19 protein-coding genes are annotated in these 21,684 nt (G+C 72.4%); 11 read left to right on the top strand and 8 right to left on the bottom strand.

Going from position 1 to position 21,684, the window contains the following annotated elements; translation table 11 throughout:
• The first annotated feature begins 171 nt into the window (after positions 1–171).
• Complete coding sequence (locus IRQ30_RS06700; protein WP_193612183.1) at positions 172–1,173, top strand: 4-hydroxy-3-methylbut-2-enyl diphosphate reductase; 1,002 nt, start codon at positions 172–174, stop codon at positions 1,171–1,173.
• Here IRQ30_RS06700 and IRQ30_RS06695 read toward each other — a convergent pair.
• A complete protein-coding gene (locus IRQ30_RS06695; protein ID WP_193612182.1) occupies positions 1,151–1,588 on the bottom strand; it encodes a GtrA family protein in 438 nt (145 codons plus the stop codon). The two genes, IRQ30_RS06700 and IRQ30_RS06695, sit on opposite strands and share 23 nt — an antisense overlap.
• Positions 1,589–1,614: 26 nt before the next feature.
• Complete coding sequence (locus tag IRQ30_RS06690; protein ID WP_193612181.1) at positions 1,615–2,721, bottom strand: glycosyltransferase family 2 protein; 1,107 nt, start codon at positions 2,719–2,721, stop codon at positions 1,615–1,617.
• Between the two features lie 171 nt (positions 2,722–2,892).
• Between IRQ30_RS06690 and IRQ30_RS06685 the strand changes: the two genes are divergently transcribed.
• A complete protein-coding gene (locus IRQ30_RS06685; RefSeq protein ID WP_193608846.1) occupies positions 2,893–3,513 on the top strand; it encodes an L-threonylcarbamoyladenylate synthase in 621 nt (206 codons plus the stop codon).
• Positions 3,514–3,521: 8 nt separating this feature from the next.
• Here IRQ30_RS06685 and IRQ30_RS06680 read toward each other — a convergent pair whose 3' ends face one another.
• The 4 genes from IRQ30_RS06680 to IRQ30_RS06665 are packed head-to-tail and all read right to left on the bottom strand — an operon-like array spanning position 3,522 to position 7,070.
• Positions 3,522–3,950, bottom strand: a complete 429-nt coding sequence (locus IRQ30_RS06680) for a DUF6542 domain-containing protein (protein WP_193612180.1) — start codon at positions 3,948–3,950, stop codon at positions 3,522–3,524.
• A gap of 19 nt (positions 3,951–3,969) precedes the next feature.
• Entirely contained in the window at positions 3,970–5,055 is a 1,086-nt protein-coding gene (locus tag IRQ30_RS06675; RefSeq protein WP_193612179.1) for a DNA recombination protein RmuC, read from the bottom strand.
• Between the two features lie 34 nt (positions 5,056–5,089).
• Entirely contained in the window at positions 5,090–5,869 is a 780-nt protein-coding gene (locus tag IRQ30_RS06670; RefSeq protein ID WP_193612178.1) for an exodeoxyribonuclease III, read from the bottom strand.
• Positions 5,870–5,873: 4 nt separating this feature from the next.
• The gene (locus IRQ30_RS06665) at positions 5,874–7,070 is read right to left on the bottom strand and encodes a cysteine desulfurase-like protein (protein WP_193612177.1); all 1,197 of its coding nucleotides are present in this window, start codon (positions 7,068–7,070) and stop codon (positions 5,874–5,876) included.
• Positions 7,071–7,142: 72 nt separating this feature from the next.
• On the opposite strand from IRQ30_RS06665, the gene ychF reads away from it, so the two are divergent.
• On the top strand, positions 7,143–8,219 hold the full coding sequence (gene ychF / locus IRQ30_RS06660) for a redox-regulated ATPase YchF (protein WP_193608851.1): 1,077 nt from the start codon (positions 7,143–7,145) through the stop codon (positions 8,217–8,219).
• A gap of 18 nt (positions 8,220–8,237) precedes the next feature.
• Here ychF and IRQ30_RS06655 read toward each other — a convergent pair whose 3' ends face one another.
• A complete protein-coding gene (locus IRQ30_RS06655; protein ID WP_338089594.1) occupies positions 8,238–8,873 on the bottom strand; it encodes a CPCC family cysteine-rich protein in 636 nt (211 codons plus the stop codon).
• 131 nt (positions 8,874–9,004) lie between these two features.
• Here IRQ30_RS06655 and IRQ30_RS06650 point away from each other — a divergent pair, with 131 nt between their 5' ends.
• The 8 genes from IRQ30_RS06650 to IRQ30_RS06615 all read left to right on the top strand — a co-directional run bounded on the left by IRQ30_RS06650 (position 9,005) and on the right by IRQ30_RS06615 (position 21,212).
• Positions 9,005–9,508: an HIT family protein gene (locus IRQ30_RS06650; RefSeq protein ID WP_193612176.1), complete on the top strand. Its 504-nt coding sequence runs from the start codon at positions 9,005–9,007 to the stop codon at positions 9,506–9,508.
• 150 nt (positions 9,509–9,658) lie between these two features.
• Positions 9,659–13,324: a lamin tail domain-containing protein gene (locus tag IRQ30_RS06645; protein WP_193612175.1), complete on the top strand. Its 3,666-nt coding sequence runs from the start codon at positions 9,659–9,661 to the stop codon at positions 13,322–13,324.
• Between the two features lie 242 nt (positions 13,325–13,566).
• A complete protein-coding gene (locus IRQ30_RS06640) occupies positions 13,567–14,010 on the top strand; it encodes a GreA/GreB family elongation factor (RefSeq protein WP_193612174.1) in 444 nt (147 codons plus the stop codon).
• Positions 14,011–14,099: 89 nt separating this feature from the next.
• Positions 14,100–15,308 (top strand): inorganic phosphate transporter, encoded by a 1,209-nt coding sequence (locus IRQ30_RS06635; RefSeq protein WP_193612173.1) that lies wholly within the window; start codon positions 14,100–14,102, stop codon positions 15,306–15,308.
• A 13-nt stretch (positions 15,309–15,321) separates the two neighbouring features.
• Positions 15,322–15,642, top strand: coding sequence for a hypothetical protein (locus IRQ30_RS06630; protein WP_193612172.1), 321 nt, complete (start codon positions 15,322–15,324; stop codon positions 15,640–15,642).
• On the top strand, positions 15,639–15,992 hold the full coding sequence (locus IRQ30_RS06625; protein ID WP_193612171.1) for a DUF3349 domain-containing protein: 354 nt from the start codon (positions 15,639–15,641) through the stop codon (positions 15,990–15,992). Before IRQ30_RS06630 ends, IRQ30_RS06625 begins: the two co-directional genes overlap by 4 nt.
• A gap of 43 nt (positions 15,993–16,035) precedes the next feature.
• Positions 16,036–19,887 carry a Pls/PosA family non-ribosomal peptide synthetase gene (locus IRQ30_RS06620; protein ID WP_193612170.1) on the top strand — a complete coding sequence of 1,284 codons (3,852 nt, stop codon included), beginning with the start codon at positions 16,036–16,038 and terminating at the stop codon, positions 19,885–19,887.
• A complete protein-coding gene (locus IRQ30_RS06615; protein ID WP_338089593.1) occupies positions 19,869–21,212 on the top strand; it encodes a M1 family metallopeptidase in 1,344 nt (447 codons plus the stop codon). The genes IRQ30_RS06620 and IRQ30_RS06615 overlap by 19 nt, the downstream gene beginning before the upstream one ends.
• Here IRQ30_RS06615 and IRQ30_RS06610 read toward each other — a convergent pair.
• A complete protein-coding gene (locus IRQ30_RS06610; RefSeq protein WP_193612169.1) occupies positions 21,172–21,654 on the bottom strand; it encodes a 4'-phosphopantetheinyl transferase family protein in 483 nt (160 codons plus the stop codon). The two genes, IRQ30_RS06615 and IRQ30_RS06610, sit on opposite strands and share 41 nt — an antisense overlap.
• Positions 21,655–21,684: the final 30 nt, after the last annotated feature.

Below are 21,684 nucleotides of genomic sequence, written 5' to 3'. Positions count from 1 at the left end.
CGGCCGGCCGCGCCGCCGGGGGAGTTTCGCCGGTCGACCGGCGAAACTGGCGGTTCCGCCGCAGGTTCGGTGCGGGAAGCGTGAGTTTCGCCGGTCGACCGGCGTTTCTCACCGCGGCCGGCGCCCCCCGCACGAATCGGCGGCGCCTCGACCCGCCCGTAGACTGGGAGCATGACGATCGACCTCGGCACGCCGCGCCTGCTCTCGCCCGAGGACGCCGACAAGGCGGTCCTGCTCGCGGCCCCGCGCGGCTACTGCGCCGGGGTCGACCGGGCCGTCGTGACGGTCGAGAAGGCGCTGGAGCTGTACGGCGCGCCCGTCTACGTCCGCAAGCAGATCGTCCACAACAAGCACGTCGTGGCCGACCTCGAGGCCCGAGGCGCGGTGTTCGTCGAGGAGCTCGACGAGGTGCCGGCCGGGAAGACCGTCGTCTTCTCCGCCCACGGCGTGTCGCCCGAGGTGCACCGCCAGGCCGAGGTGCGCGACCTGAAGACGATCGACGCGACCTGCCCGCTGGTGACCAAGGTCCACCACGAGGCGCGTCGCTTCGCCGACGACGACTACGACATCCTGCTGATCGGCCACGAGGGCCACGAGGAGGTCGAGGGCACGGCGGGCGAGGCGCCGGAGCACATCCAGCTCGTCCAGAGCCCCGCCGACGTCGCCGGCATCGTCGTGCGCGACCCGGCCCGCGTGGCCTGGCTCTCGCAGACGACGCTCTCGGTCGATGAGACTCTCGAGACGGTGGCGGCGATCCGCGAGCGCTTCCCGCTGCTCCTCGACCCGCCCAGCGACGACATCTGCTACGCCACCCAGAACCGCCAGCTGGCCGTGAAGGAGATCGCGCAGGACGCCGACCTGCTGATCGTCGTGGGCTCGGGCAACTCCTCCAACTCGGTCCGCCTGGTCGAGGTTGCCCTGGAGGCCGGGGCCAAGACCTCCTACCGCGTGGACGACGCCTCGGAGATCGACGAGGCGTGGCTCGTCGGCGTGCGCAACGTCAGCGTCACCTCCGGCGCGAGCGTGCCCGAGGCGCTGGTCGACGGCGTGCTGGCCTACCTCGCCGAGCGCGGCTTCCCCGACGCCAAGGCCGTGCACAGCGCCGAGGAGTCGCTCATCTTCTCGCTCCCCAAGGAGCTGCGTCGCGACCTCAAGGCCGCGGGTCGGAGCTGATCGTCCCACCGTCCGTGACGGGCTCGTCCTGTCCGACCGCCGGCCACACGACCCAGCGGTAGGCCACGAAGTTCAGCACGAAGCTGACGCCGATCGCGGCCACCTTCACCACGAGGACGAGCAGGTCGCCGGCGTCGTCACCGCCGGGCGCCAGCGCCAGCAGCGCGTGGATCACCAGCGGCTGGAGCACCCACAGGGTCAGGCCGTTGGTCGCCAGGAAGAGCACGGCGTGGCGCAGCGTCAGCCGCTGCGCGCGGAACGTGAACAGGCCGTTGACCACGAAGCTGAACGTCATGCCGGCGACGGTCGACACGAAGTTGGCCGCCAGGATGCCCAACCGGTCGTGCAGCAGCATGAACAGGCCGACGTCGATGAGGGTGTTGGCCACGCCGACGCCCGCGAAGCGCGCCAGCACGGCGCCGCGACGCGGGGCGAACTCGCTCAGGACGCACCGTCCAGGCGGGCGGCGACGTGGTCGCGGCGGCCGTGCGGCGCGCGACCCGGCGTCGCGCCGGCGGCGCGCTCACCGCGAGCGGCGAGGGCCAGCGAGTAGAGCGGCCGGTCCTGGGTCTCGACGTAGACGCGACCGAGGTAGCTGCCGATGACGCCCATCATGATCAGCTGCAGCCCGCTCAGCAGGAACATGCCGACGCCGAGGAACGCCCATCCGGGCACCGCCTGCTCCGGGACGAACAGCCGCACCACCAGGACGTACGCCGCCAGCATGATGCTGATGATCGAGATGGCGTAGCCGAGCCGGGAGATCCAGCGCAGCGGCGCGGTGGAGAAGCCGAGGATGCCGTTCGCGGCGAACGCGACCATCTTGCGGAAGGGGTAGCCCGTCTCGCCGGCGTGGCGCGGGTCGCGGTCGAACAGCAGCGCCTCCTGCCGGAAGCCCACGTGCGCGACGATGCCCCGCAGGAAGCGCTCGTGCTCGCGGTAGCGCGACACCTCCGCAACGACCTTGCGGTCCATGAGCCGGAAGTCGCCGACGTTGCGCGGGATCTCGATGTCGGCCAGCCGGTCCAGGATCCAGTAGAAGCCGTAGGCGGTGGTGCGCTTGAAGAAGGAGTCCTGGCGCGAGCGGCGCTGGGCGTAGACGACGTCGACGCCGTCCTCCCACATCGTGATCATGTCGACGCTGACCTGCGGGGGGTCCTGGAGGTCGGTGTCCATGACGATCACGGCGTCGGCGTCCGTGGCGGCGTCGAGGCCGGCGGTCACCGCGATCTGGTGTCCGTAGTTGCGCGAGAAGCTGAGCACGGTCACGCGGGCGTCGGCGTCGCGCAGCTCGAGGAGCCGGGCCAGGGAGTCGTCGCGGCTGCCGTCGTCGACGTAGACGTACTCGAAGTCGAGGTCGGACCGGGTCTTCGTCGCCTGCAGCAGGGCGTCGTGGAAGACCCCGATGTTCTCCGCCTCGTTGTAGACGGGCAGGACGTAGGTGACCTTCGCCCGCTCGGCGCCGTCGAGCGTGACGGCCGACGTGCGGTCGGTCCGCTGGTGGGGCCCCTGGCGGGGCTCGTGCGGGGGCTCGTGCTGGTCAGACATCGGTTCGCTCTCAGGTCCTCGGTCGGTCCGCGGCGCTCGGCTGCGGAGGGGCGTACCGGCGTTCCTACCCGGCGCGCCTGGGGCGACGCTGTGGATCAGCCCTGCCGATGCTACGGCTCGGCGCGTCCCGACCGGGAAACCCGGGGCCCGCGCACGTCGTAGGGTGGCGCCATGGCCCGGTTCGTCGACATCCACCCCGACAACCCGCAGCCGCGGCTCCTGCAGCAGGTCGTGGACGCGCTGCGCGACGACGCGCTCATCGCCTACCCCACCGACTCCGGCTACGCCCTCGGGTCCCGCGTGGGCAACCGCGACGGCCGCGACCGGATCCTGCGCATCCGCGGGCTCGACGACCGCCACCACTTCACGCTCGTCTGCAAGGACTTCTCGCAGCTCGGCCAGCTGGTCCACGTCGACAACTCGGCGTTCCGCGCCATCCGCTCCGCCACGCCGGGGCCCTACACGTTCATCCTGCCGGCGATGCCCGAGGTGCCGCGGCGCCTGATGCACCCCAAGAAGCGCACCGTCGGCGTCCGCATCCCCGACCACACCGTGGTGCAGGCGCTGCTGGACCTGCTGGGCGAGCCGCTGCTCACCAGCACGCTGATCCTCCCCGGCGAGACCGAGGCCCGCACGATGGGCTGGGAGATCAAGGAGGAGCTCGACCACGAGGTCGACCTGGTCATCGAGGCCGGCGAGACCACGTCCGAGCCGACGACGGTCGTCGACTGGTCGTCGGGCTCCCCGGAGGTCGTACGCCGCGGCGCGGGCGACCCCGACCGCTTCGCCTGACCGGTGCCTCAGCCCAGCGAGGTGCTGCGGGTCTCGTCGACGGGGGAGAGGCGGCGCTGGCGGATGAACAGGACCGCCAGGCAGAGCAGGTAGCCGACGACGAGGGCGACGCTGTGCTCGGACAGGCCGGTGATGACGGCCTGGACGGTGCCGTCCTCGGGGTGGCCGAGCACGTCGCGGCGGCTGATGCCGATGAGCACGAAGACGCCGACCATGAGCAGGGGCGGCAGCACGCCGACCGAGAAGAAGTCGGAGGGGCGCACGCTCAGTGCGAGCGCCACGCACAGCGCGACGAACGACAGGTCGAAGAGCAGCCCGATGCCCCGGCCGACGAGCAGGTCGAGCACGACGGCGGTGAGCGAGGCGGCCACGCCGAGCGCGACGACCTCACGGCCCGGCTGACGGCCCTCGTCCCAGATCGTCGGGGCGTGGCTCATGAGGCTCTCGCCACTGCTGTCACAGGGCCACCGTATGGTCCGGCCCCGGCTCGTCCGGTGCGCCGCGCCGGGAGACGGCGCGCAGCTCGACAGCCCGGGGGACCGGCAGCTCGTCGTCGGTGACCGACAGGTCGGAGAACCGCCGGGCCGCGACGAGCACCCGCGACTCCAGGGAGCCGACCGTCTGGTTGTAGTGGCCGACGGCGGCGTTGAGCGAGCGACCGAGCTGGTCGACGTGGGAGCCGAGGGTGCCGAGACGGGAGTGCAGGTCGCGGCCCAGCCGGTGGATCTCACGGGCCTGGTCGGCCAGCGCCTCGTGGCTCCAGCCGTGGGCGACCGTGCGGAGCAGCGCGATCAGCGTCGTGGGGGTGGCCAGCACGACCTGCCGCGCCGCGGCGTAGTCGATCAGGTCGCCGTCGCTCTCCAGCGCGGCCGCGAGGAAGGACTCGGCCGGCATGAACAGCACCACGAACTCCGGGCTCTCCTCGAGCGAGCGCCAGTAGGCCTTGCCGGCGAGGGTGTCCACGTGGGCGCGCACCTGGCGTGCGTGACGGGCGAGGTGCCCGTCGCGGACGTCGTCGTCGTCGCTGGTGGTGGCGTCGAGGTAGGCGTCCAGCGGCACCTTGGCGTCGACCACCAGCTGACGGTCGCCGACGAGGTGCACCACGAGGTCGGGACGGCGCGCGCCGTCGTCGAGGCGCACCTGCTCGGAGAAGTCGCAGCGGTCGACGAGCCCGGCCAGCTCGACGGCCCGACGCAGGTGGAGCTCGCCCCAGCGACCGCGCACCTGCGGCTTGCGCAGCGCCGTCGACAGCGACTGGGTCTCGCGGCGCAGCAGGTCGTTGGACTGGCGCATGTCCAGGACCTGCTGGTGCAGCTGGCTCTGCCACGCGACCCGGTTGTGCTCCAGGTCGCGCATCTGGTCCTGGAGCCGCTCCAGCCCCTCCTTGACGACGGCCTGGTCGGCGGCGCGCTGGTCGAGCGCCGCCACGGTGCGGTCCTCGTGGGGCGCCGGGTCGCGGCCCCGCAGCAGCCCGGCGGCGTAGCCGAGCCCCGCGCCCGCGGCGAGGCAGACGATCAGGGCGAGCAGTGTGGTCGGGTCCATGGCAGCAGCATGGACGCGACCACCGACACCCGGCTCAGTCCGCGAGGTCGACGACGACCGGCGCGTGGTCGGACGCACCCTGACCGGCGCGCTCCTCGCGGTCGATGAACGCCCCGGTGACGCGCTCGGCGAACGGCGCGGAGCCGAGCACGAAGTCGATGCGCAGGCCGCGGTTGCGCTCGTAGCGCTGCCGGTAGTAGTCCCAGTAGGTGTAGACCTCCGGGCCCGGCGTGTGCGGGCGCACGACGTCGACGTAGCCGTCGTCGAGGAAGCGCTGGAACGCCGCCCGCTCGCGCGGCGTGACGTGGGTGGACGTCGCGAACTGCCTGATGTCGAACACGTCCTCGTCCAGCGGGGCGATGTTCCAGTCGCCGACGAGCGCGGTGGGCCCGTCGCGCCAGGTCAGCGCCGCCTCGCGGAGGGCGGCGAGCCACTCGAGCTTGTAGAGGTAGTGCGGGTCGTCGACCTTGCGGCCGTTGGGGACGTAGAGCGACCACACCCGCACCCCGCCGCACGTCGCGCCGATGGCGCGGGCCTCGGCGGTGAGCGGGTCGCCGAAGCCGGGCATGCCGTCGAAGCCGACCTGCACGTCGTCGAGCCCGACCCGGCTGATGATCGCGACGCCGTTCCACTGGTTGTAGCCGGCCGTGGCGACCTCGTAGCCCATCGACTGCAGCCCCATCAGCGGCAGCTGGTCCTCGCGCGCCTTGGTCTCCTGCAGCGCGAGGACGTCGAGGTCGTGGCGCTCCAGGAGCTTCTCGACCCGGTCGATGCGGGAGCGGAGCGAGTTGACGTTCCAGGTGGCGAGGCGCATCGCGTCAGCCTAGGAGCGCGCGCAGACCGGCCAGCAGGCGGTCGACGTCGTCGGGCGAGGAGTACGCCGCCAGGCCGACGCGCACGCCGCCGGCGTCCCCGAGCCCGGCGTGCCGCGAGGCCTCGAGCGCGTAGAAGTGGCCCGACGGCGCGTTGACGTCCTGGGCGCCCAGGTGGGCGTGCACGTCGCGCGGCGCGTGCCCCTCGACGGTGAGCAGCACCGTCGGGGTGCGCCGTGCGGCGCGTCCGTGCACCGTCACGCCCGCGATGTCCGCCAGCCCGTCGAGCAGCCGGCGCAGCAGCCCGGCCTCGTGCTGCTCCACCGCGGTCATCGACGCCACGACCCGCTCGCGGCGAGAGCCCTGGCCGGGCACCAGCGAGGCGATGAAGTCGACCGCGGCCGTCACGCCGGCGAGCACCTCGTAGGGCAGGGTCCCGAGCTCGAACCGCTCCGGCACCGCGTCGCTGGAGGGCAGCAGCTTGTCGGGGCGCAGCCCCTCGAGCAGGGCCGGGTCCGCGACCAGCGCACCCAGGTGGGGACCGAAGAGCTTGTAGGGGGAGAGCACGAGGAAGTCCGCTCCGGTCGCCGCCAGGTCCACCGGGGCGTGCGGCGCGAGGTGCACGGCGTCGACGTAGACGAGCGCGCCCACGGCGTGCGCCTGCGCCGCGACGGCGGCGACGTCGGGTCGCGTGCCGAAGAGGTTGGAGGCGGCGGTGACCGCCACGAGCCGGGTGTGCTCGGAGAGCAGCGGCGCGACGTCGTCGAGCTCGGCGGTGACCGGGTCGAACCCCAGCCAGCGCACCGTCGCGCCCGCACGCTCGGCGGCGACGACCCACGGCCGGATGTCGGCGTCGTGGTCCAGCCGCGTCACCACGACCTCGTCGCCCGGGCCCCACCCGGCGGACAGCGTGCGTGCCATGTCGAAGGTCAGCTGCGTCATCGACCGGCCGAACACCACCCCGGCGGGGTCGCCGCCGACCAGGTCGGCGACCGCCTGGCGGGCCTCGGCCACCACCGCGTCCGTACGGCGCTCGGTCGCCGACAGCGCCCCGCGCTGGCAGAGCCCCGAGGTCATGGCGTCGGCGACCGCGCGGGCGACCACGGCCGGCACCTGCGAGCCGCCGGGTCCGTCGAAGTGGGCGGTGCCCAGGCTGAGGGAGGGGAAGGCCGCGCGCACGCGGCCGAGATCGAGGTCGGTCACCACTCGACCCTAGGACGCGGGCCGGTCCGCTGATTGGGAGCGTCGTCGTGCGCGCTCGTAGACTCGCCGCCCGTGGCACTCACCATCGGCATCGTCGGTCTCCCCAACGCGGGCAAGTCAACGCTCTTCAACGCGCTCACCAAGAACGACGTGCTCGCGGCGAACTACCCGTTCGCGACGATCGAGCCCAACGTCGGTGTCGTCGGGGTCCCCGACGAGCGGCTCCCGAAGCTCGCGGAGGTCTTCGGCTCGGCCAAGATCCTGCCGGCCACCGTGGAGTTCGTCGACATCGCCGGCATCGTCAAGGGCGCCTCCGAGGGCGAGGGACTGGGCAACAAGTTCCTCTCGCACATCCGCGAGTCGTCGGCCATCTGCCAGGTGACCCGGGTGTTCCGCGACGAGGACGTCACCCACGTCGACGGTGAGGTCAACCCCTCCAACGACATCTCCACCATCCAGACCGAGCTGATCCTCGCCGACCTGCAGACGGTCGAGAAGGCCATCCCGCGCCTGGAGAAGGAGGCCCGCGGGAACAAGGCGGTTCTCGCCAACCTCGAGGCCACCAAGGAGGCCCTGGGTCACCTCGAGGCCGGCACCCCGATCATCAGCACCTCGGTCGACCGCAGCCTGGTCCGCGAGCTCTCGCTCCTGACGGCCAAGCCGTTCATCTACGTCTTCAACTGCGACGCCGACGAGCTGGCCGACGAGCCGCTGAAGGACGAGATGCGCGCGCTGGTCGCGCCGGCAGAGGCGATCTTCCTCGACGCCAAGTTCGAGTCCGAGCTCGTCGAGCTCGGCGACGACGAGGAGGCCCGCGCGATGCTGGCCGAGATGGGCGTCACCGAGCCGGGCCTCGACACGCTGGCCCGCGTCGGCTTCGACACCCTCGGCCTGCAGACCTACCTCACCGCCGGTCCCAAGGAGTCGCGCGCCTGGACGATCCCCAAGGGCGCGACCGCCCCGGAGGCCGCCGGCGTGATCCACACCGACTTCCAGCGCGGCTTCATCAAGGCCGAGATCGTCTCCTTCGACGACCTGATGGCCGCCGGCTCCATGCAGAAGGCCAAGGAGGCCGGCAAGGTGCGCATGGAGGGCAAGGACTACGTGATGGCCGACGGGGACGTCGTGGAGTTCAGGTTCAACGTGTAGCTGCGTTTCGGTCCAACCTCAGGCTTGCTGCTCATCTGACCGCCAGAACGTCGCGCGCCACCAGTAGAGAGTCGTGAGGTCCGCGGGCCAGTCGGCCTGCCGTTCGTCACTGCCTTCGAACGAGTCCGATTCGGGATCGATCGGTCGCCAGTTCGGGTCGAGCGGTTCGCCCTCCGTCGGGGGCCGAACGATATCGGTGAACCTGCACTCCATTGCGCCGTCGGTTGCGTACGCGCGCTGTGAGTCGATCAAGCTCGGCCCGTTCGCTCCGCCTTCGTAGGTCGGCCACCGAAGCTGCACAGCGTCGTCTTCCCAGAAGCACACCGGGCAGATCTCGTACGACCCCGGAGGTTCGTTGAAGACCACGTGGCCGCAGCAGGCGCACGGGTGAGCGGTCGATACGAGGACAAGCTCGACTGCGAATCGTGCAGGATCATCGGGCCACCGTTCAATAGCCTCAAGCGCGATCGACGCGTTGGTTCGTGGGTTCCTCGGGGCAATGTCCGACAGATCGAGGACGTGTTCAAGGCTTGGCCGATGGCCATCAGAGTCCAGCCAGAAGCCCTCTGCTCCCAGGCAGATCTGGCGTGTCTCGGCGGCCTTGTGAAGAGCTGCAACTGCGTCGGCGACTGAAACGAGGTCTGCGGCGGGCACGGGAGGAGATGAGTACGTCTATGCCACACCATGATCTGTGCCAGAGCGTGGTGGCGTTCCGCTTCGACGTCTAGTGGCCTTCGACCTGAGGCAGCATCGCGATCTGCGGTGAGCCCCGTAGCGTCACGGTCATGACCGAGCTACGAGACTGGCGCGACGAGCGCATCGAGTCGGCGATCGACGGGCGCAACCCGACGGTGCTGGCGGAGCTGTCCGCCGCGTACGCCGTCATCGGCGACGTCCAGTTCCTGCCTGGCTACTCGCTCGCCCTGACCAAGACGCCTGGGATCGACCGCCTGTCGGACCTACCCCGCGTCGAACGCTTGCGCTACCTCGCCGATGTCGACCTGCTCGCGGATGCGGTCGAGACCGTCTGCCGGCGTCTCGACCCGGATTACCGGCGGCTCAACATCGAGATCCTCGGCAACACGGACGCCTTTCTTCACTGCCATATCTGGCCGCGGTACGAATGGGAGTCGCCTGAGATCGTCGGCAGGCCCGTCTGGCTGTACGACGTCGGCAACTGGCGGGCTCCGGCAACAGCGCTCGGACCAGCGCACGACGAGATGAGGGCGGCTCTGACTGCTGAGGTTGTCGCACGGCGTGATGCGGTGGAGTTCCGTCCCAACGCGTGACGCCGGAGGTCCGAGGCGATTGGGTGCCTGAAGGTTCCGCCGTGTTGTTGCCGCGTTCGCCTCGCGTTCGCGCGGGACGCAGAGGGTGGGGCGTTCGCAACAACACGCCGCGGTATCGGGCCCCGGCACGACTCCTCGAGGAACATCTCCGTGCGCCCACACCGCAGAACCTCCGGCCTGCTCGCCGCCCTCGTCGTCGGGGCCACCGCGCCGGTGGTGCTCCTCATGGCACCGGCGCAGGCCGCCGTGTCCGACATCCGGATCAACGAGGTCAGCTCCGACCCGAACGACTTCGTCGAGCTGGTCAACACCGGTGGGGAGCCCGTCGACCTCGCCGGTCTGACCGTCGCCGACTCGGCGTCCGCGCCGTTCACCATCGTCACGACGGCGACGATCCTCCAGCCGGGGGACATCTACTCGTTCACGATGGCCTCGGTCGGTGGGCCCGGACTGGGCAAGGGCGACACGGTCACCATCGCCTCGGCCGGCACCCAGGTCGACTCCTACACCTGGCCCGTCGGCACCCACGCCACGCCGTCCCACGGCCTGTGCGAGGGCGCGAGCGGCATGGTGGCGCAGGTCTCGGCGACGCCGGGACAGGCGAACGACTGCCCCCAGCCGGACGTGGTGCTCAACGAGGTCGCCTCGAACCCGAACCCCGACATGGTCGAGCTCCTCAACGTGGGCGGGGTGCCGGCAGACATCTCCGGATGGCAGGCCGTCGACACCGACCCGACCCACGCCAACATCACCTTCGCCCCGGCCGGCACCGTGCTCGACCCGGGTGAGTACTTCACGTTCGACCCCAACGACGTCGCGTTCGCGGGCCACTTCGGCCTGGGCTCCGGCGACGGCATCACCATCTTCGAGGCGGACGGCACCACGGTCGTCGACAGCTACAGCTACGTCGCCAGCGGCGCGCACGCCACGCCCTCGCACGGCCGGTGCCCCGACGGCACGGGTGCCTTCGTCACGACCACGGCCGCCACGCCCGGCGCCGCGAACGCGTGCCCGCTCCCGCCCGGGGCCGCTGACATCAAGATCAACGAGGCCAGCTCCGACCCGACCGACTGGATCGAGCTGACGAACGTCGGCACGGCGCCTGTCGACGTCTCGGGCTGGCTCCTCAGCGACGACGCCGGCACGACCGACCCGACCCACCTGCAGGCGATCGCCTCCGGTACGACGCTCGCCCCCGGCGGGTTCCTCGCGGTGGACTACACCGCGGCGGGCCTCGGCAAGGGCGACCAGGCCAACCTCTACCTTCCCGACCGCGTGACGCGGGCAGACCAGACCACGTGGCCGGTGGACACCCACGCGACCGCGTGGGGCCGGTGCCCGGACGGAACCGGTGGCTTCCAGGCGACGATCCCCACCAAGGGCGCCGCCAACAACTGCGACGCGCCGCCGCCGCCGCCGGAGCTCGACGTCCACTGGGACGACATCGAGATCAACGAGATCTCCTCGCTCAACAACGGGCAGGAGGGCACGCCGATCGCCGATGCGGTGGAGCTCGTCAACACCGGGTCCACCGCGGTCAGCCTCGAGGGCTGGTGGCAGACCGACAGCGGTGCGGCGAGCGGTGCTGCAGCGTTGACGCTCGCCGACATCCGGGTGTGGAACGGCACGGCTCTCGTGCCCGCCACCGCGATGACCGTCCCGGCGGGTGGCTACGTCGCCCTCTCGTCGAAGAAGGGCCTGTCCGGCGAAGGTGACGCGGTCAAGGTCTACGGCCCGGGGGCCACCGCGGCCGAGCGCCAGCTGGTCGACGAGGCGTCGTACGGCGACGGTGACGCCGGGCTCTCCGACACGACGGCAGCCAACACCGGTGCCAAGTCCTTCGCCGCCTGCCCCGACGGCTCCGACGAGCTCTGGCGGGTCACGGCGCACAGCTTCGGGCAGGACAACACCGGCTCCTGTGCGACCAAGCACCGTCTCGGCACCCCGCTGGTCACCACCGTCGTGCTCAACGAGGTCTCCGACGTCGCCGGCAAGGTGGAGCTGCTCAACACCGGCGCGGCCGCCGTCGACATCTCCGGCTGGACCCTCAGCAACGCTGCGGGCGCCGTCCTCTTCACCGTCCCGGGGGCCACCACCCTTGCCGCTGGGGGCTACTTCCTCGCCGAGGGCATCACGGGGCTGGGCGCCGAGGACTCGCTGACCGTGACGCGGCCCGGCGACGGCGCGTCGTTCCTCGGCCACGCCTGGACGGAGTCCGGCGTGGCGTCCTACAGCCGCTGCGAGTCCTTCGGTCGAGTGGCCTACGTGGAGACGCCGTCGGCCACCTGGGGTGCGGCCAACCTCTGCCCCACGTTGGCGGCCCAGCCCTGGCCGGGCGGAGCCGAGGTCACCGTCGCCGACGCCGGCGCCGACCTGTTCACCGACATCGACTCCCCGCAGGGTGGCACCAACGGCGAGGGCGACGTCTCCGGCGTCACCTTCGCCGAGGACGGTGACGTCCTGTGGGCGGTCATGAACAAGGGCCGCCTGTTCAAGCTGAAGAAGACCGACGCCGGCACCTACGACAGCTACGACGCCGCCTGGGAAGGTGGCATCCCGCTGGCGTTCGCCGACGGCGACGGTCAGCCGGACTCCGAGGGGGTGACGGTCGGCCCCGACGGCGCCCTCTACATCACCTCGGAGCGTGACAACGAGCGCAACAAGAGCAGCTCGTGGAACGTCGTCCTGCGCTACGACGTCACCACGGTGACCGCGTCCACGGGCGAGCTCGCGGCGACCCACCAGTGGGATGTGCACTCGTTCGTCCCGACCGGCTCCAACGTCGGCCTCGAGGGCATCACCTACGTTCCCGACGCCTTCCTGGTCGACTCGGGCTGGAAGGTCGGTGGTACGGCGTACTCGGCTGCTGCCCGGCCCACCCCCGGTCTGTTCGCGGCCGCCGTCGAGGGCACCGGCATGGTGCACTTCTTCTCGCTGGCGACCGGTGCCGCGCCGGTCGAGGTCAAGGTCGAGTCGTCGGGCTTTCCCTTCGCGATGGACGTCGCCTACGACGCCGACCGGCAGCAGCTCTGGGCGCTGTGCGACGACAGCTGCGGCGGGGTCCACCACGTCCTGAAGGTCGACGGGGGCGGCGACTTCGCGGTGACGGCGTCCTACCACCGTCCGGCGGGCATGCCGAACCTCAACAACGAGGGCATGGCCATCGCGCCGTTCAGCTCCGCCACCGACGGTTCGGTCGAGGTCATCTGGGCCGACGACGGCGACACCGACGGCTACTCGCTCCGGGCGGGCACCCTCCCAGGCGAGGCTGCTCCCAGCACGATCGTGCAGGTCGCGGCCCCGGTCATCGCCGGGACGACGAAGGTCGGCTCGACCCTGACCGGCACGGGCGGCACCTTCTCCCCGGCTGAGGTGACGCGCCGCTACCAGTGGCTGGCCGACGGCACGGCGATCGCGGGGGCCACCAGCACGAAGCTGAAGCTGGTGGGCCGACTCCACGGCAGGAGGATCAGCCTGCGCGTCACAGCCTCGGCTGCGGGCTACCCCGATCTGACCACCGTCTCGGCGCAGACCGCGGCGATCGCCAAGGGCACGATGGTGGCGGGCAGGCCGAAGATCAACGGCAAGGCGAAGGTCGGCAGGACCGTGACCGCGAAGGCGGCCAAGCCGTCGGTGGCGGCCACGGTCAGGTACCAGTGGCTCGCCAACGGCAAGGTCCTGCGCGGCCGGACGACGGCCAGGCTGAAGCTGACCAAGTCCGTGCGGGGCAAGAGGATCATGGTCAGGGTCATCTACACCGCGACGGGCTACACCACCCTGACCGAAATCTCGGCCAAGACCAGGGTGGCTCGCTGAGCGACGGAGTGCCCGTGGCCGAGCCTTCTCGTCGCGCGACGCGCATGGGGGCCGGGCCGAGGGGAACTGGGCTGGCACTGAAGCGGGCCGTAACCCCGGCTCGGCCCGCCTCAGGCGATCACGGCCTGTTCACGTGCCGTTCCACCGACTGTTTCATCTGCTGGGGCATAACGGCGGAGCCTCTGCGGTTGAGGCACCACCGGGCGATCCCCGGACCCACCCTCGCGCGAAAAGAGTCACCCATGACCGTCACCACCGCCCCCGCCTCCGTCGAGATCCTCCGCGAGCGTCTTGCCGTCCTCCGCGCCGAGCGCGAGGCGGTCCAGGCCGACAGCCTGATCGTGGCCACCGGCGATGCCGCCGACCGCGCCACCAATGTCGAGGCCACCATCCGGGTGCAGCTGCTGGACGAGCGGATCGACGCGCTGCAGACCGAGATCGAGGAGAGTGGACGCCGCCAGCACACCGACGGCGTCGTCTCCGTGGGCGACGTGGTCACGATCGACCTGGGCGACGGCCCCGAGCAGTACCTGGTCGGATCGGTCGAGTCCGCCGCCGCCGGCGTCGACGTCGTCACCCCGTCGAGCCCGCTCGGCAGCGCCATCGTCGGCGCGTCCGTCGGCGACACCGTGAGCTACAAGCCCCGCCGCGGCGTCACGCTGTCGGCGACCGTCGTCTCCGTCTGATCATCGGCGTGGGTGTCGTCCGGACGAACACCCGCTGAACACCTCGCGCAGGGGTTTCCACCGAGCCGCGAGGGGCGAAGCGTGGAGGCGTGAGCGAATCACTGGTCATCCTCCTCCTGGTCGTCGCCGTGGCTCTGGCGTTCGACTTCACCAACGGCTTCCACGACACCGGCAACGCGATGGCCACCTCCATCTCGACCGGCGCGCTCGCCCCGCGGACGGCGGTCATGCTGTCGGCGGTGCTCAACCTGGTCGGCGCGTTCCTCTCCATCGAGGTGGCGCTCACCGTCACCAACGCGGTGGTCGAGATCCAGGACTCCTCGGGGGCGCCGCGGTCGGAGTACCTCACCGACGGCGGGTCGCCACTCCTGCTGATCGTCCTGGCCGGCCTCGTCGGCGGCATCGCGTGGAACCTGCTCACCTGGCTGCTCGGGCTGCCGTCCAGCTCCTCCCACGCCCTCTTCGGCGGCCTCATCGGCGCCGCGATCGCCGGCCTCGGGTGGGGCGGGGTCAACTGGCTGGGCAACGGCAAGGAGCTCGACGGGGTGCTCGGCAAGGTCGTGCTGCCGGCGCTGATGTCGCCGGTCATCGCCGCGCTGGTGGCGGCGCTCGGCACCTGGATGATCTACCGGATCACCCGCGGGGTCGCCGAGCGGTTCACCGAGCGCGGCTTCCGCTGGGGCCAGATCACCACCGCCTCGCTGGTCTCCTTGGCGCACGGCACCAACGACGCCCAGAAGACGATGGGCGTGATCACGCTCGCCCTCCTGGCCTCGGGCCACTGGTCCGACACCGCGTCCGTGCCGTTCTGGGTCAAGGCCTGCTGCGCCATCGCCATCGCGGCCGGCACCTGGCTGGGCGGCTGGCGGATCATCCGCACCCTCGGCAAGGGCCTCGTGGAGATCGAGTCGCCGCAGGGTCTCGCCGCGGAGAGCAGCTCGGCCGCCATCATCCTGGCCTCCAGCCACCTCGGCATGGCGCTGTCCACGACTCACGTCGCCACGGGCTCCATCCTCGGCACCGGCCTCGGTCGGCCCGGCGCCCAGGTGCGGTGGAGGGTCGCAGGTCGGATGCTCGTCGCCTGGGTGGTCACGCTGCCCGCGGCGGCGGCCGTCGGCGCCGCCACCTGGTACCTCGCCGACCTGCTCGGCGGCGGGCTCGGCGCGGTCGCGGTGACGCTGCTGCTCGTCCTCGCCGCAGCCGGGATGTGGTGGCGCGCCCACCACGAGCCGGTCGGCGCCCACAACGTCAACGACGACTGGCACGAGCCGAGCCGGCCCGTGCCGGCGGCGGCCTGAGGAGGCACGGACCATGGAGAACTTCGGCTTCGCGTTCACGGCGGGCTGGCAGGTGGTGCTGATCGGCGTGCTGCTGGGCGCCGGGCTGCCGGCGGTCTTCGCCGTCGGCATCCGGTCGCTGGCCTACGCCGGCGGCGGGTCCGCGACCACGTCGGACCCGGGGGGCTCGGAGGGCCCGGCGGCCGCGCGCCCGCTCGGGACGGTGCTCGCCGGCGTCTGCTTCCTCGTCGTCGTCGTGGGCATCGTCCTGGGCCTCACCTTCATCCTGGCCTCGGGCTTCGGCAAGGAGCTGGACTTCGGGTCCGGGATCCCGACCCTGACGGACAAGTCGTGAGCGGCGCGGAGCAGGAGCCCCTGCGCACCCGGGTGCTCGCCTGGCTGCGCGCCGGCTACCCGCAGGGCATCCCCGCCCGTGACTACGTCGCCCTGCTGGGCGTGCTGCGCCGCCAGCTCACCGATGAGGACGTCGACCTGATCGCGGGCCAGCTGGCCGCCCAGGCCGATGCGGACGGTGGCGCGGTCACCGAGCAGGACATCCACGACATGGTGCGCACCCAGGCGCTGCAGAGCGCCACGGACGAGGACGTCCGGCGAGTCTCGGCGCAGCTGGCCGCCGGCGGCTGGCCGCTGGCGACGTACACCGACCGAGACGGGCCGAGCACGGTGGACCGGCGCCGCGGCTGAGACAGGACACCTGCCGTTCACGTCGATCCGACAACGTACCGGGGTGACGACCGCCCCCACGACCTCCCCACTGCTGCGAGGGGACCGTGCTCCACGGGCCCGGACGCTGGTCGACGTCTTCCGGACGACGGTCGAGCGGGCGGGCGACGAGCCCGCGGTCGACGCCGGCGCAGGGATGCTGACCTACGCCGAGCTCGAGCAGGCGGCGGACGCCCTCGCACTCGAGCTGCACGAGCACGGGGTCGGGCCCGGTGACAAGGTCGGGGTCCGCGTCAGCTCGGGCACGACCGACCTCTACGTCGCCGTGCTCGGCATCCTCCTCGCCGGGGCGGCGTACGTGCCGGTCGACGTGGACGACCCCGACGAGCGGGCCCGCGTCGTCTTCGACGAGGCCGGGGTCGTCGCGATCGTCGGCAACGACCTCGCCGTGGTCGTGCGGCGCAAGCGCACGGCCGTCCAGCCCGAGCCCCCGGGCCCGGACGACGACGCCTGGGTGATCTTCACGTCGGGCTCGACCGGCACGCCGAAGGGTGTGGCGGTCACGCACCGGTCGGCGGCGGCGTTCGTCGACGCGGAGGCCCGGCTCTTCCTGCAGGACGAGCCGCTCGGCGTGGGCGACCGGGTGATGGCCGGCCTCTCGGTGGCCTTCGACGCGTCCTGCGAGGAGATGTGGCTGGCCTGGCGCTACGGCGCGTGCCTGGTCCCGGCGCCACGGGCGCTGGTGCGCAGCGGGATCGACGTCGGGCAGTGGCTGGTGGCCAACCGGGTCAGCGTGGTCTCGACCGTGCCGACGCTGGTCGCCCTCTGGCCGGCCGAGTCGCTGACCGGCGTGCGTCTGCTGATCATGGGCGGCGAGGCCTGCCCGCCCGAGCTGGCCGCGCGGCTGGTCGCCCCGGACCGCGAGGTGTGGAACACCTACGGCCCCACCGAGGCCACCGTCGTGGCCTGCGCCGCCCGGCTGACGGGCGAGGGACCGGTCCCGATCGGGCTGCCCCTGGACGGCTGGGACCTCGCCGTCGTCGACGAGGCCGGCGAGCACGTGGCGGTGGGGGAGACCGGCGAGCTGATCATCGGCGGCGTCGGCCTGGCCCGCTACCTCGACCCGGTCAAGGACGCCGAGAAGTACGCCGCGATGCCGACTCTCGGCTGGGAGCGGGCCTACCGCAGCGGCGACCTGGTCGTGTTCGAGCCCGACGGGCTGCTCTTCGGCGGCCGCGCCGACGACCAGGTCAAGCTCGGCGGGCGGCGGATCGAGCTGGGCGAGATCGACAGCAGCCTGCTCGCGCTCCCGGGCGTGACCTCCGCGGCCGCGGCCGTGCGGCGCACGGGGGCCGGCACGAGCGTGCTCGTGGGCTACGTGACCGTCGACGGCGGCTTCGACCAGGCCAGCGCCAAGGAGTCCCTGCGACGGTCGATGCCGGCCGCGCTGGTGCCTCGGGTGGCCGTCGTGGAGACGCTGCCCACCAAGACCTCCGGCAAGGTCGACCGCGACGCGCTGCCGTGGCCGCTGGCCGCCGCGCCCAGCGCGTCCGGCCGCCTCGTGGGCACGGCGGCCCACGTCGCCGAGCTGTGGCGCGACGTCCTCGCCGCGGACGCCACGTCCGTCGCCGACGACTTCTTCGACCTGGGCGGAGGCAGCCTGACCGCGGCGCAGCTGGTGTCGCGGCTGCGCGGCACCTACCCCGAGGTCGTCGTGGCCGACGTCTACGAGCACCCGACGCTCGGCGCGCTCGCGACCTACCTCGACCAGCAGGCCGCCGCCGGCCCCGCCTCCGACCGCACCGTGCCGCCGACGCCGCTCAAGACCCAGGCGGCGCAGGTGGTGGCGACCGTGCTGCTGCGGGCGCTCGCCGGTCCGCGCTGGCTGGTCCTGCTCGGCATCGGCTGCCACGTGCTCGCGGCGCTCCTCGGCCTCGACTGGCTGCCCACCCCCTCGTGGGTCCTGCTCGGGGTCGGCTGGCTGGTCTTCGTCAGCCCTCCCGGGCGCATGGTCCTGGCCGCCGGCCTCGCGCGCGCCCTGCTCCGACCGGTGACGGAGGGCGACCACCCCCGCGGCGGGCGGCTCCACCTCCGGCTCTGGCTGGCGCAGCACGCCGCCGACCAGCTCGGCCCGATCACCCTCGCCGGGGCGCCGTGGATGACGTGGTACGCCCGGCTCCTCGGCTGCCGTGTCGGTCGCGACGTCGACCTGCACAGCGTGCCGCCCGTGACCGGGATGCTCCGGCTGGGGCGCGGCTGCTCGGTCGAGCCCGAGGTCGACCTCACCGGCTACTGGGTCGACGGCGACGTCGTCCACGTCGGCGGCATCCGGGTCGGTCCCCGGGCCCGGGTGGGCGCGCGCAGCATGCTGTGCCCCGGCACCGACATCGGCGCCGACGCCGAGGTCGCGCCGGGCTCGGCGACGTTCGGCGCCGTGCCGGAGGGCGAGTACTGGTCCGGGTCGCCGGCGGCGCTCGTGACCCGCCGCGCCCGCGGGCCGTGGTCGTCGCGACCCGAGGCGAGCCGCTCGTGGGTGGCCGCCTACGGGCTGGTCGCGGTGGGCCTCGCGCTGCTGCCCGTGGTCGCCGCCGCCGCCGGGGCGGCAGTTCCGCTGCTGGTCGCCGAGCCGAGCGGGTACGCCGACGTGCTCGGCCTGCTGGCGTGGCTGCCCGTGAGCACCGTCGTCACGCTGGTCGTGCTGGCGGCGCTCGTGCTCGCCGTGGTGCGCCTGGCGGGACTGTCGATCGAGCCCGGCGTGCACCCGGTGCGCAGCCGGCCCGCCCTCGCGGTGTGGGCGACGATGCGGGTGCTCGACGAGGCCCGCACATGGCTCTTCCCGCTCTACTCCTCCAGCCTGACGCCCGTCTGGCTCCGGCTGCTGGGCGCCCGGGTCGGTGCCGACGTCGAGGCCTCGACCGTGCTGCTCGTGCCCAAGCTCACCCAGGTCAACGACCAGGCGTTCCTCGCCGACGACACGCTGCTCGGCGGCTACGAGCTCGGTGGCGGCTGGCTGCGCGTCGAGCGGGTCAAGATCGGCAAGCGCGCGTTCGTCGGCAACTCCGGCATGGCCGCCCCCGGGCGCCGCGTGCCGAAGGCCTCGCTGGTGGCGGTGCTCTCCGCCGCCCCGCGGCGCAAGGGCGCGCAGTCGGGGGAGTCCTGGCTCGGCAGCCCGCCGACCGCGCTGCGACGTACGGCGCAGGCCGGCGACGTCGGCCGCACCTACGAGCCGCCGACGCGGCTGCGGGTGGCTCGCGCCGCCGTGGAGCTCTGCCGGCTCGTCCCCGTGGCCGTCGGGGCGGCGATCGCCGTGGTGGTCGCGGTGACCCTCACGTCGCTGCTGGACCGGGCGGGCGCGCTGGTGGCACTGGTGCTCGCCGGAGGCGTCCTGGCGCTGGCCGGGGTGGTCGCGGCGGCCGTCACGACGGTCGCGAAGTGGGTCCTGGTCGGCCGGCACCGGGTCGGCGGGCATCCCCTGTGGAGCTCGCTGGTCTGGCGCAACGAGCTGGCCGACACCTTCGTCGAGGTGGTGGCCGCACCGTGGTTCGCCCGGTCGGTCGCGGGCAGCCCGCTGCTCAACGTCTGGTTCCGCTCGATGGGCGCCCACATCGGGCGCGGTGTCTGGTGCGAGACCTACTGGCTGCCCGAGACGGACCTGGTCGAGCTGGGCGACGGCGCCACCGTCAACCGCGGCAGCGTGGTGCAGACCCACCTGTTCCACGACCGCACCCTGAGCATGGACCGGGTGGTGCTGAGGCGGGGCGCGACGCTGGGACCCAACAGCGTCATCCTGCCCGCCGCGACGCTCGGCCGGCACGCTACGGTCGGCCCTGTGTCACTGGTGATGAGGGGCGAGTCCGTGCCGGACAAGACGATCTGGATCGGCAACCCCATCGGCCCGTGGAACACCACCTCGTGAAGCTCGCCCGCAGCTCCGACCTCCCCACCGCCGACGCCTACGTCCCCGGACACGGGGACCCGTCGTGGAGTGCCACGCACTACGCGCTGGACCTCACCTACGACCTGGCGGGCAACCGCCTGCAGGGCCAGGCGGTCATCGACGCCACCGCCGAGGAGGAGATCGAGCGGGTCGTGCTCGACCTCGCGCACCTCGACGTCTCCAAGGTGAGCATCGACGGCAGGGCGCCCGCCAAGTACGTCACCCGCCAGGGCCGGCTCGTCGTCACCCTGCGCGACGCGCTGCCGGCCGGCGCGACGTTCCGCCTGCTGGTGAAGTACGACGGACGCCCGAAGCCCGTGGACGACAAGCACCTCGGCGACGCCGGCTGGGAGGAGCTCGAGGACGGGGTCATCGTGGCGGGCCAGCCGCACGGTGCGCCGACGTGGTTCCCCTGCAACGACCGGCCGAGCGACAAGGCGACGTACGAGATCGTCGTGCGGACGCACCCGGACTACACGGTGGTCTCCAACGGCCGGCTGCGCTCGAGGCAGCGCCGCGGCAGCACCGTGAGCTGGTCCTACGAGCAGGACGAGCCGATGGCCACCTACCTGGCGACCGTGCAGATCGGGCGCTACGACGTCCGCGAGCTCGAGTCGCCGGTGCCGATGACGGCCGCCGTGCCCGCCGACGCCGGCAGCGGCTTCGAGGCGGCGTTCGGGCGCCAGGCCGAGATGATGTCGACCTTCGTCGAGCTGTTCGGGCCCTACCCGTTCGGCTCGTACGCCGTGGTCGTGACCGCCGACGACCTGGAGATCCCGCTCGAGTCGCAGTCGCTGTCGACGTTCGGACGCAACTTCCTCACCGACGACTGGGACTGCGTGCGGCTGGTGGCCCACGAGCTCGCGCACCAGTGGTTCGGCAACGCGGTCACGCTCGGGTCGTGGCGCGACATCTGGCTGCACGAGGGCTTCGCCTGCTACAGCGAGTGGCTGTGGTCCGAGGCCTCCGGCGGGGAGTCGGCCGAGACCTGGGCGCGACGTCACCACGAGCGGCTCGCGGAGCTCGAGCAGGACCTGGTGCTGTCGGACCCGGGCCCGGAGCTGATGTTCGACGACCGGGTCTACAAGCGGGGCGCCCTGACCCTGCACGCCGTGCGGCTCACCGTCGGCGACGAGGCGTTCTTCTCGCTGCTGCGCGCCTGGGTCGCCGAGCACCGCGGTGGCAGCGTGTCGACCGCGGAGCTGATCGCCTTCGCCGCGCGGCACACCGACGCCGACCTCGGCGCGCTGTTCGACGCCTGGCTCAACGAGACGGCGCTCCCGGACCTACCAGACGCCAGCTGACCGCCGGGGGCGCCGCGTGCCGCCCCGCCACCGCGACGTGACCGACGTACGCGGGGGAGAGGGGCAGCCGCAGGGTCCAGGCTTCGTCCTCGGTGACGTCCTGCGGTGAGCGGGCCAGCCCCTCGCCCGCGGCCTTGAGCACGGCCTCGGCACGGGTCCAGCTCTCGCGGGGGCCGATGCCGGCCACGTCGGGGCCGGCGGCCTCGAGGTCGATGCCGATCTCGCCCGCCCACGTCCACGCGACCGCGGCGCAGCCCGGGGCGTAGGACCAGCTCACGTACGGCGGCGCGCCGTCGCGGACCCGCACCCGTGGCCGGCCGTGGTCGGACCCGCCACACCGGGCGCAGACCTGCTGGACGGCCACGACGGCCACCTCGTTGCGCAGCACGGCCTCCACGGCCCGGCGCAGCTGGCGGCGCTCCAGGTCGGCGCTGTCGCTCACGCTGCGACGGTAGCGCCCTTGAGGTTGGTC

The organism is Nocardioides lijunqiniae (assembly GCF_015024225.1).
Lineage (GTDB): Bacteria > Actinomycetota > Actinomycetes > Propionibacteriales > Nocardioidaceae > Nocardioides > Nocardioides lijunqiniae.
This window is presented reverse-complemented; position numbering and strand designations above follow the sequence as displayed.

What these genes read in the sequence shown, in the direction of transcription:
- IRQ30_RS06640 (WP_193612174.1), top strand. Translation starts at nt 13,567, where the DNA reads ATGACCGTCACCACCGCCCCCGCCTCCGTCGAGATCCTCCGCGAGCGT.
- IRQ30_RS06670 (WP_193612178.1), bottom strand. Translation starts at nt 5,869, where the DNA reads ATGCGCCTCGCCACCTGGAACGTCAACTCGCTCCGCTCCCGCATCGAC.
- IRQ30_RS06675 (WP_193612179.1), bottom strand. Translation starts at nt 5,055, where the DNA reads ATGGACCCGACCACACTGCTCGCCCTGATCGTCTGCCTCGCCGCGGGC.
- IRQ30_RS06630 (WP_193612172.1), top strand. Translation starts at nt 15,322, where the DNA reads ATGGAGAACTTCGGCTTCGCGTTCACGGCGGGCTGGCAGGTGGTGCTG.
- IRQ30_RS06690 (WP_193612181.1), bottom strand. Translation starts at nt 2,721, where the DNA reads ATGTCTGACCAGCACGAGCCCCCGCACGAGCCCCGCCAGGGGCCCCAC.
- IRQ30_RS06685 (WP_193608846.1), top strand. Translation starts at nt 2,893, where the DNA reads ATGGCCCGGTTCGTCGACATCCACCCCGACAACCCGCAGCCGCGGCTC.
- IRQ30_RS06680 (WP_193612180.1), bottom strand. Translation starts at nt 3,950, where the DNA reads ATGAGCCACGCCCCGACGATCTGGGACGAGGGCCGTCAGCCGGGCCGT.
- IRQ30_RS06650 (WP_193612176.1), top strand. Translation starts at nt 9,005, where the DNA reads ATGACCGAGCTACGAGACTGGCGCGACGAGCGCATCGAGTCGGCGATC.
- IRQ30_RS06700 (WP_193612183.1), top strand. Translation starts at nt 172, where the DNA reads ATGACGATCGACCTCGGCACGCCGCGCCTGCTCTCGCCCGAGGACGCC.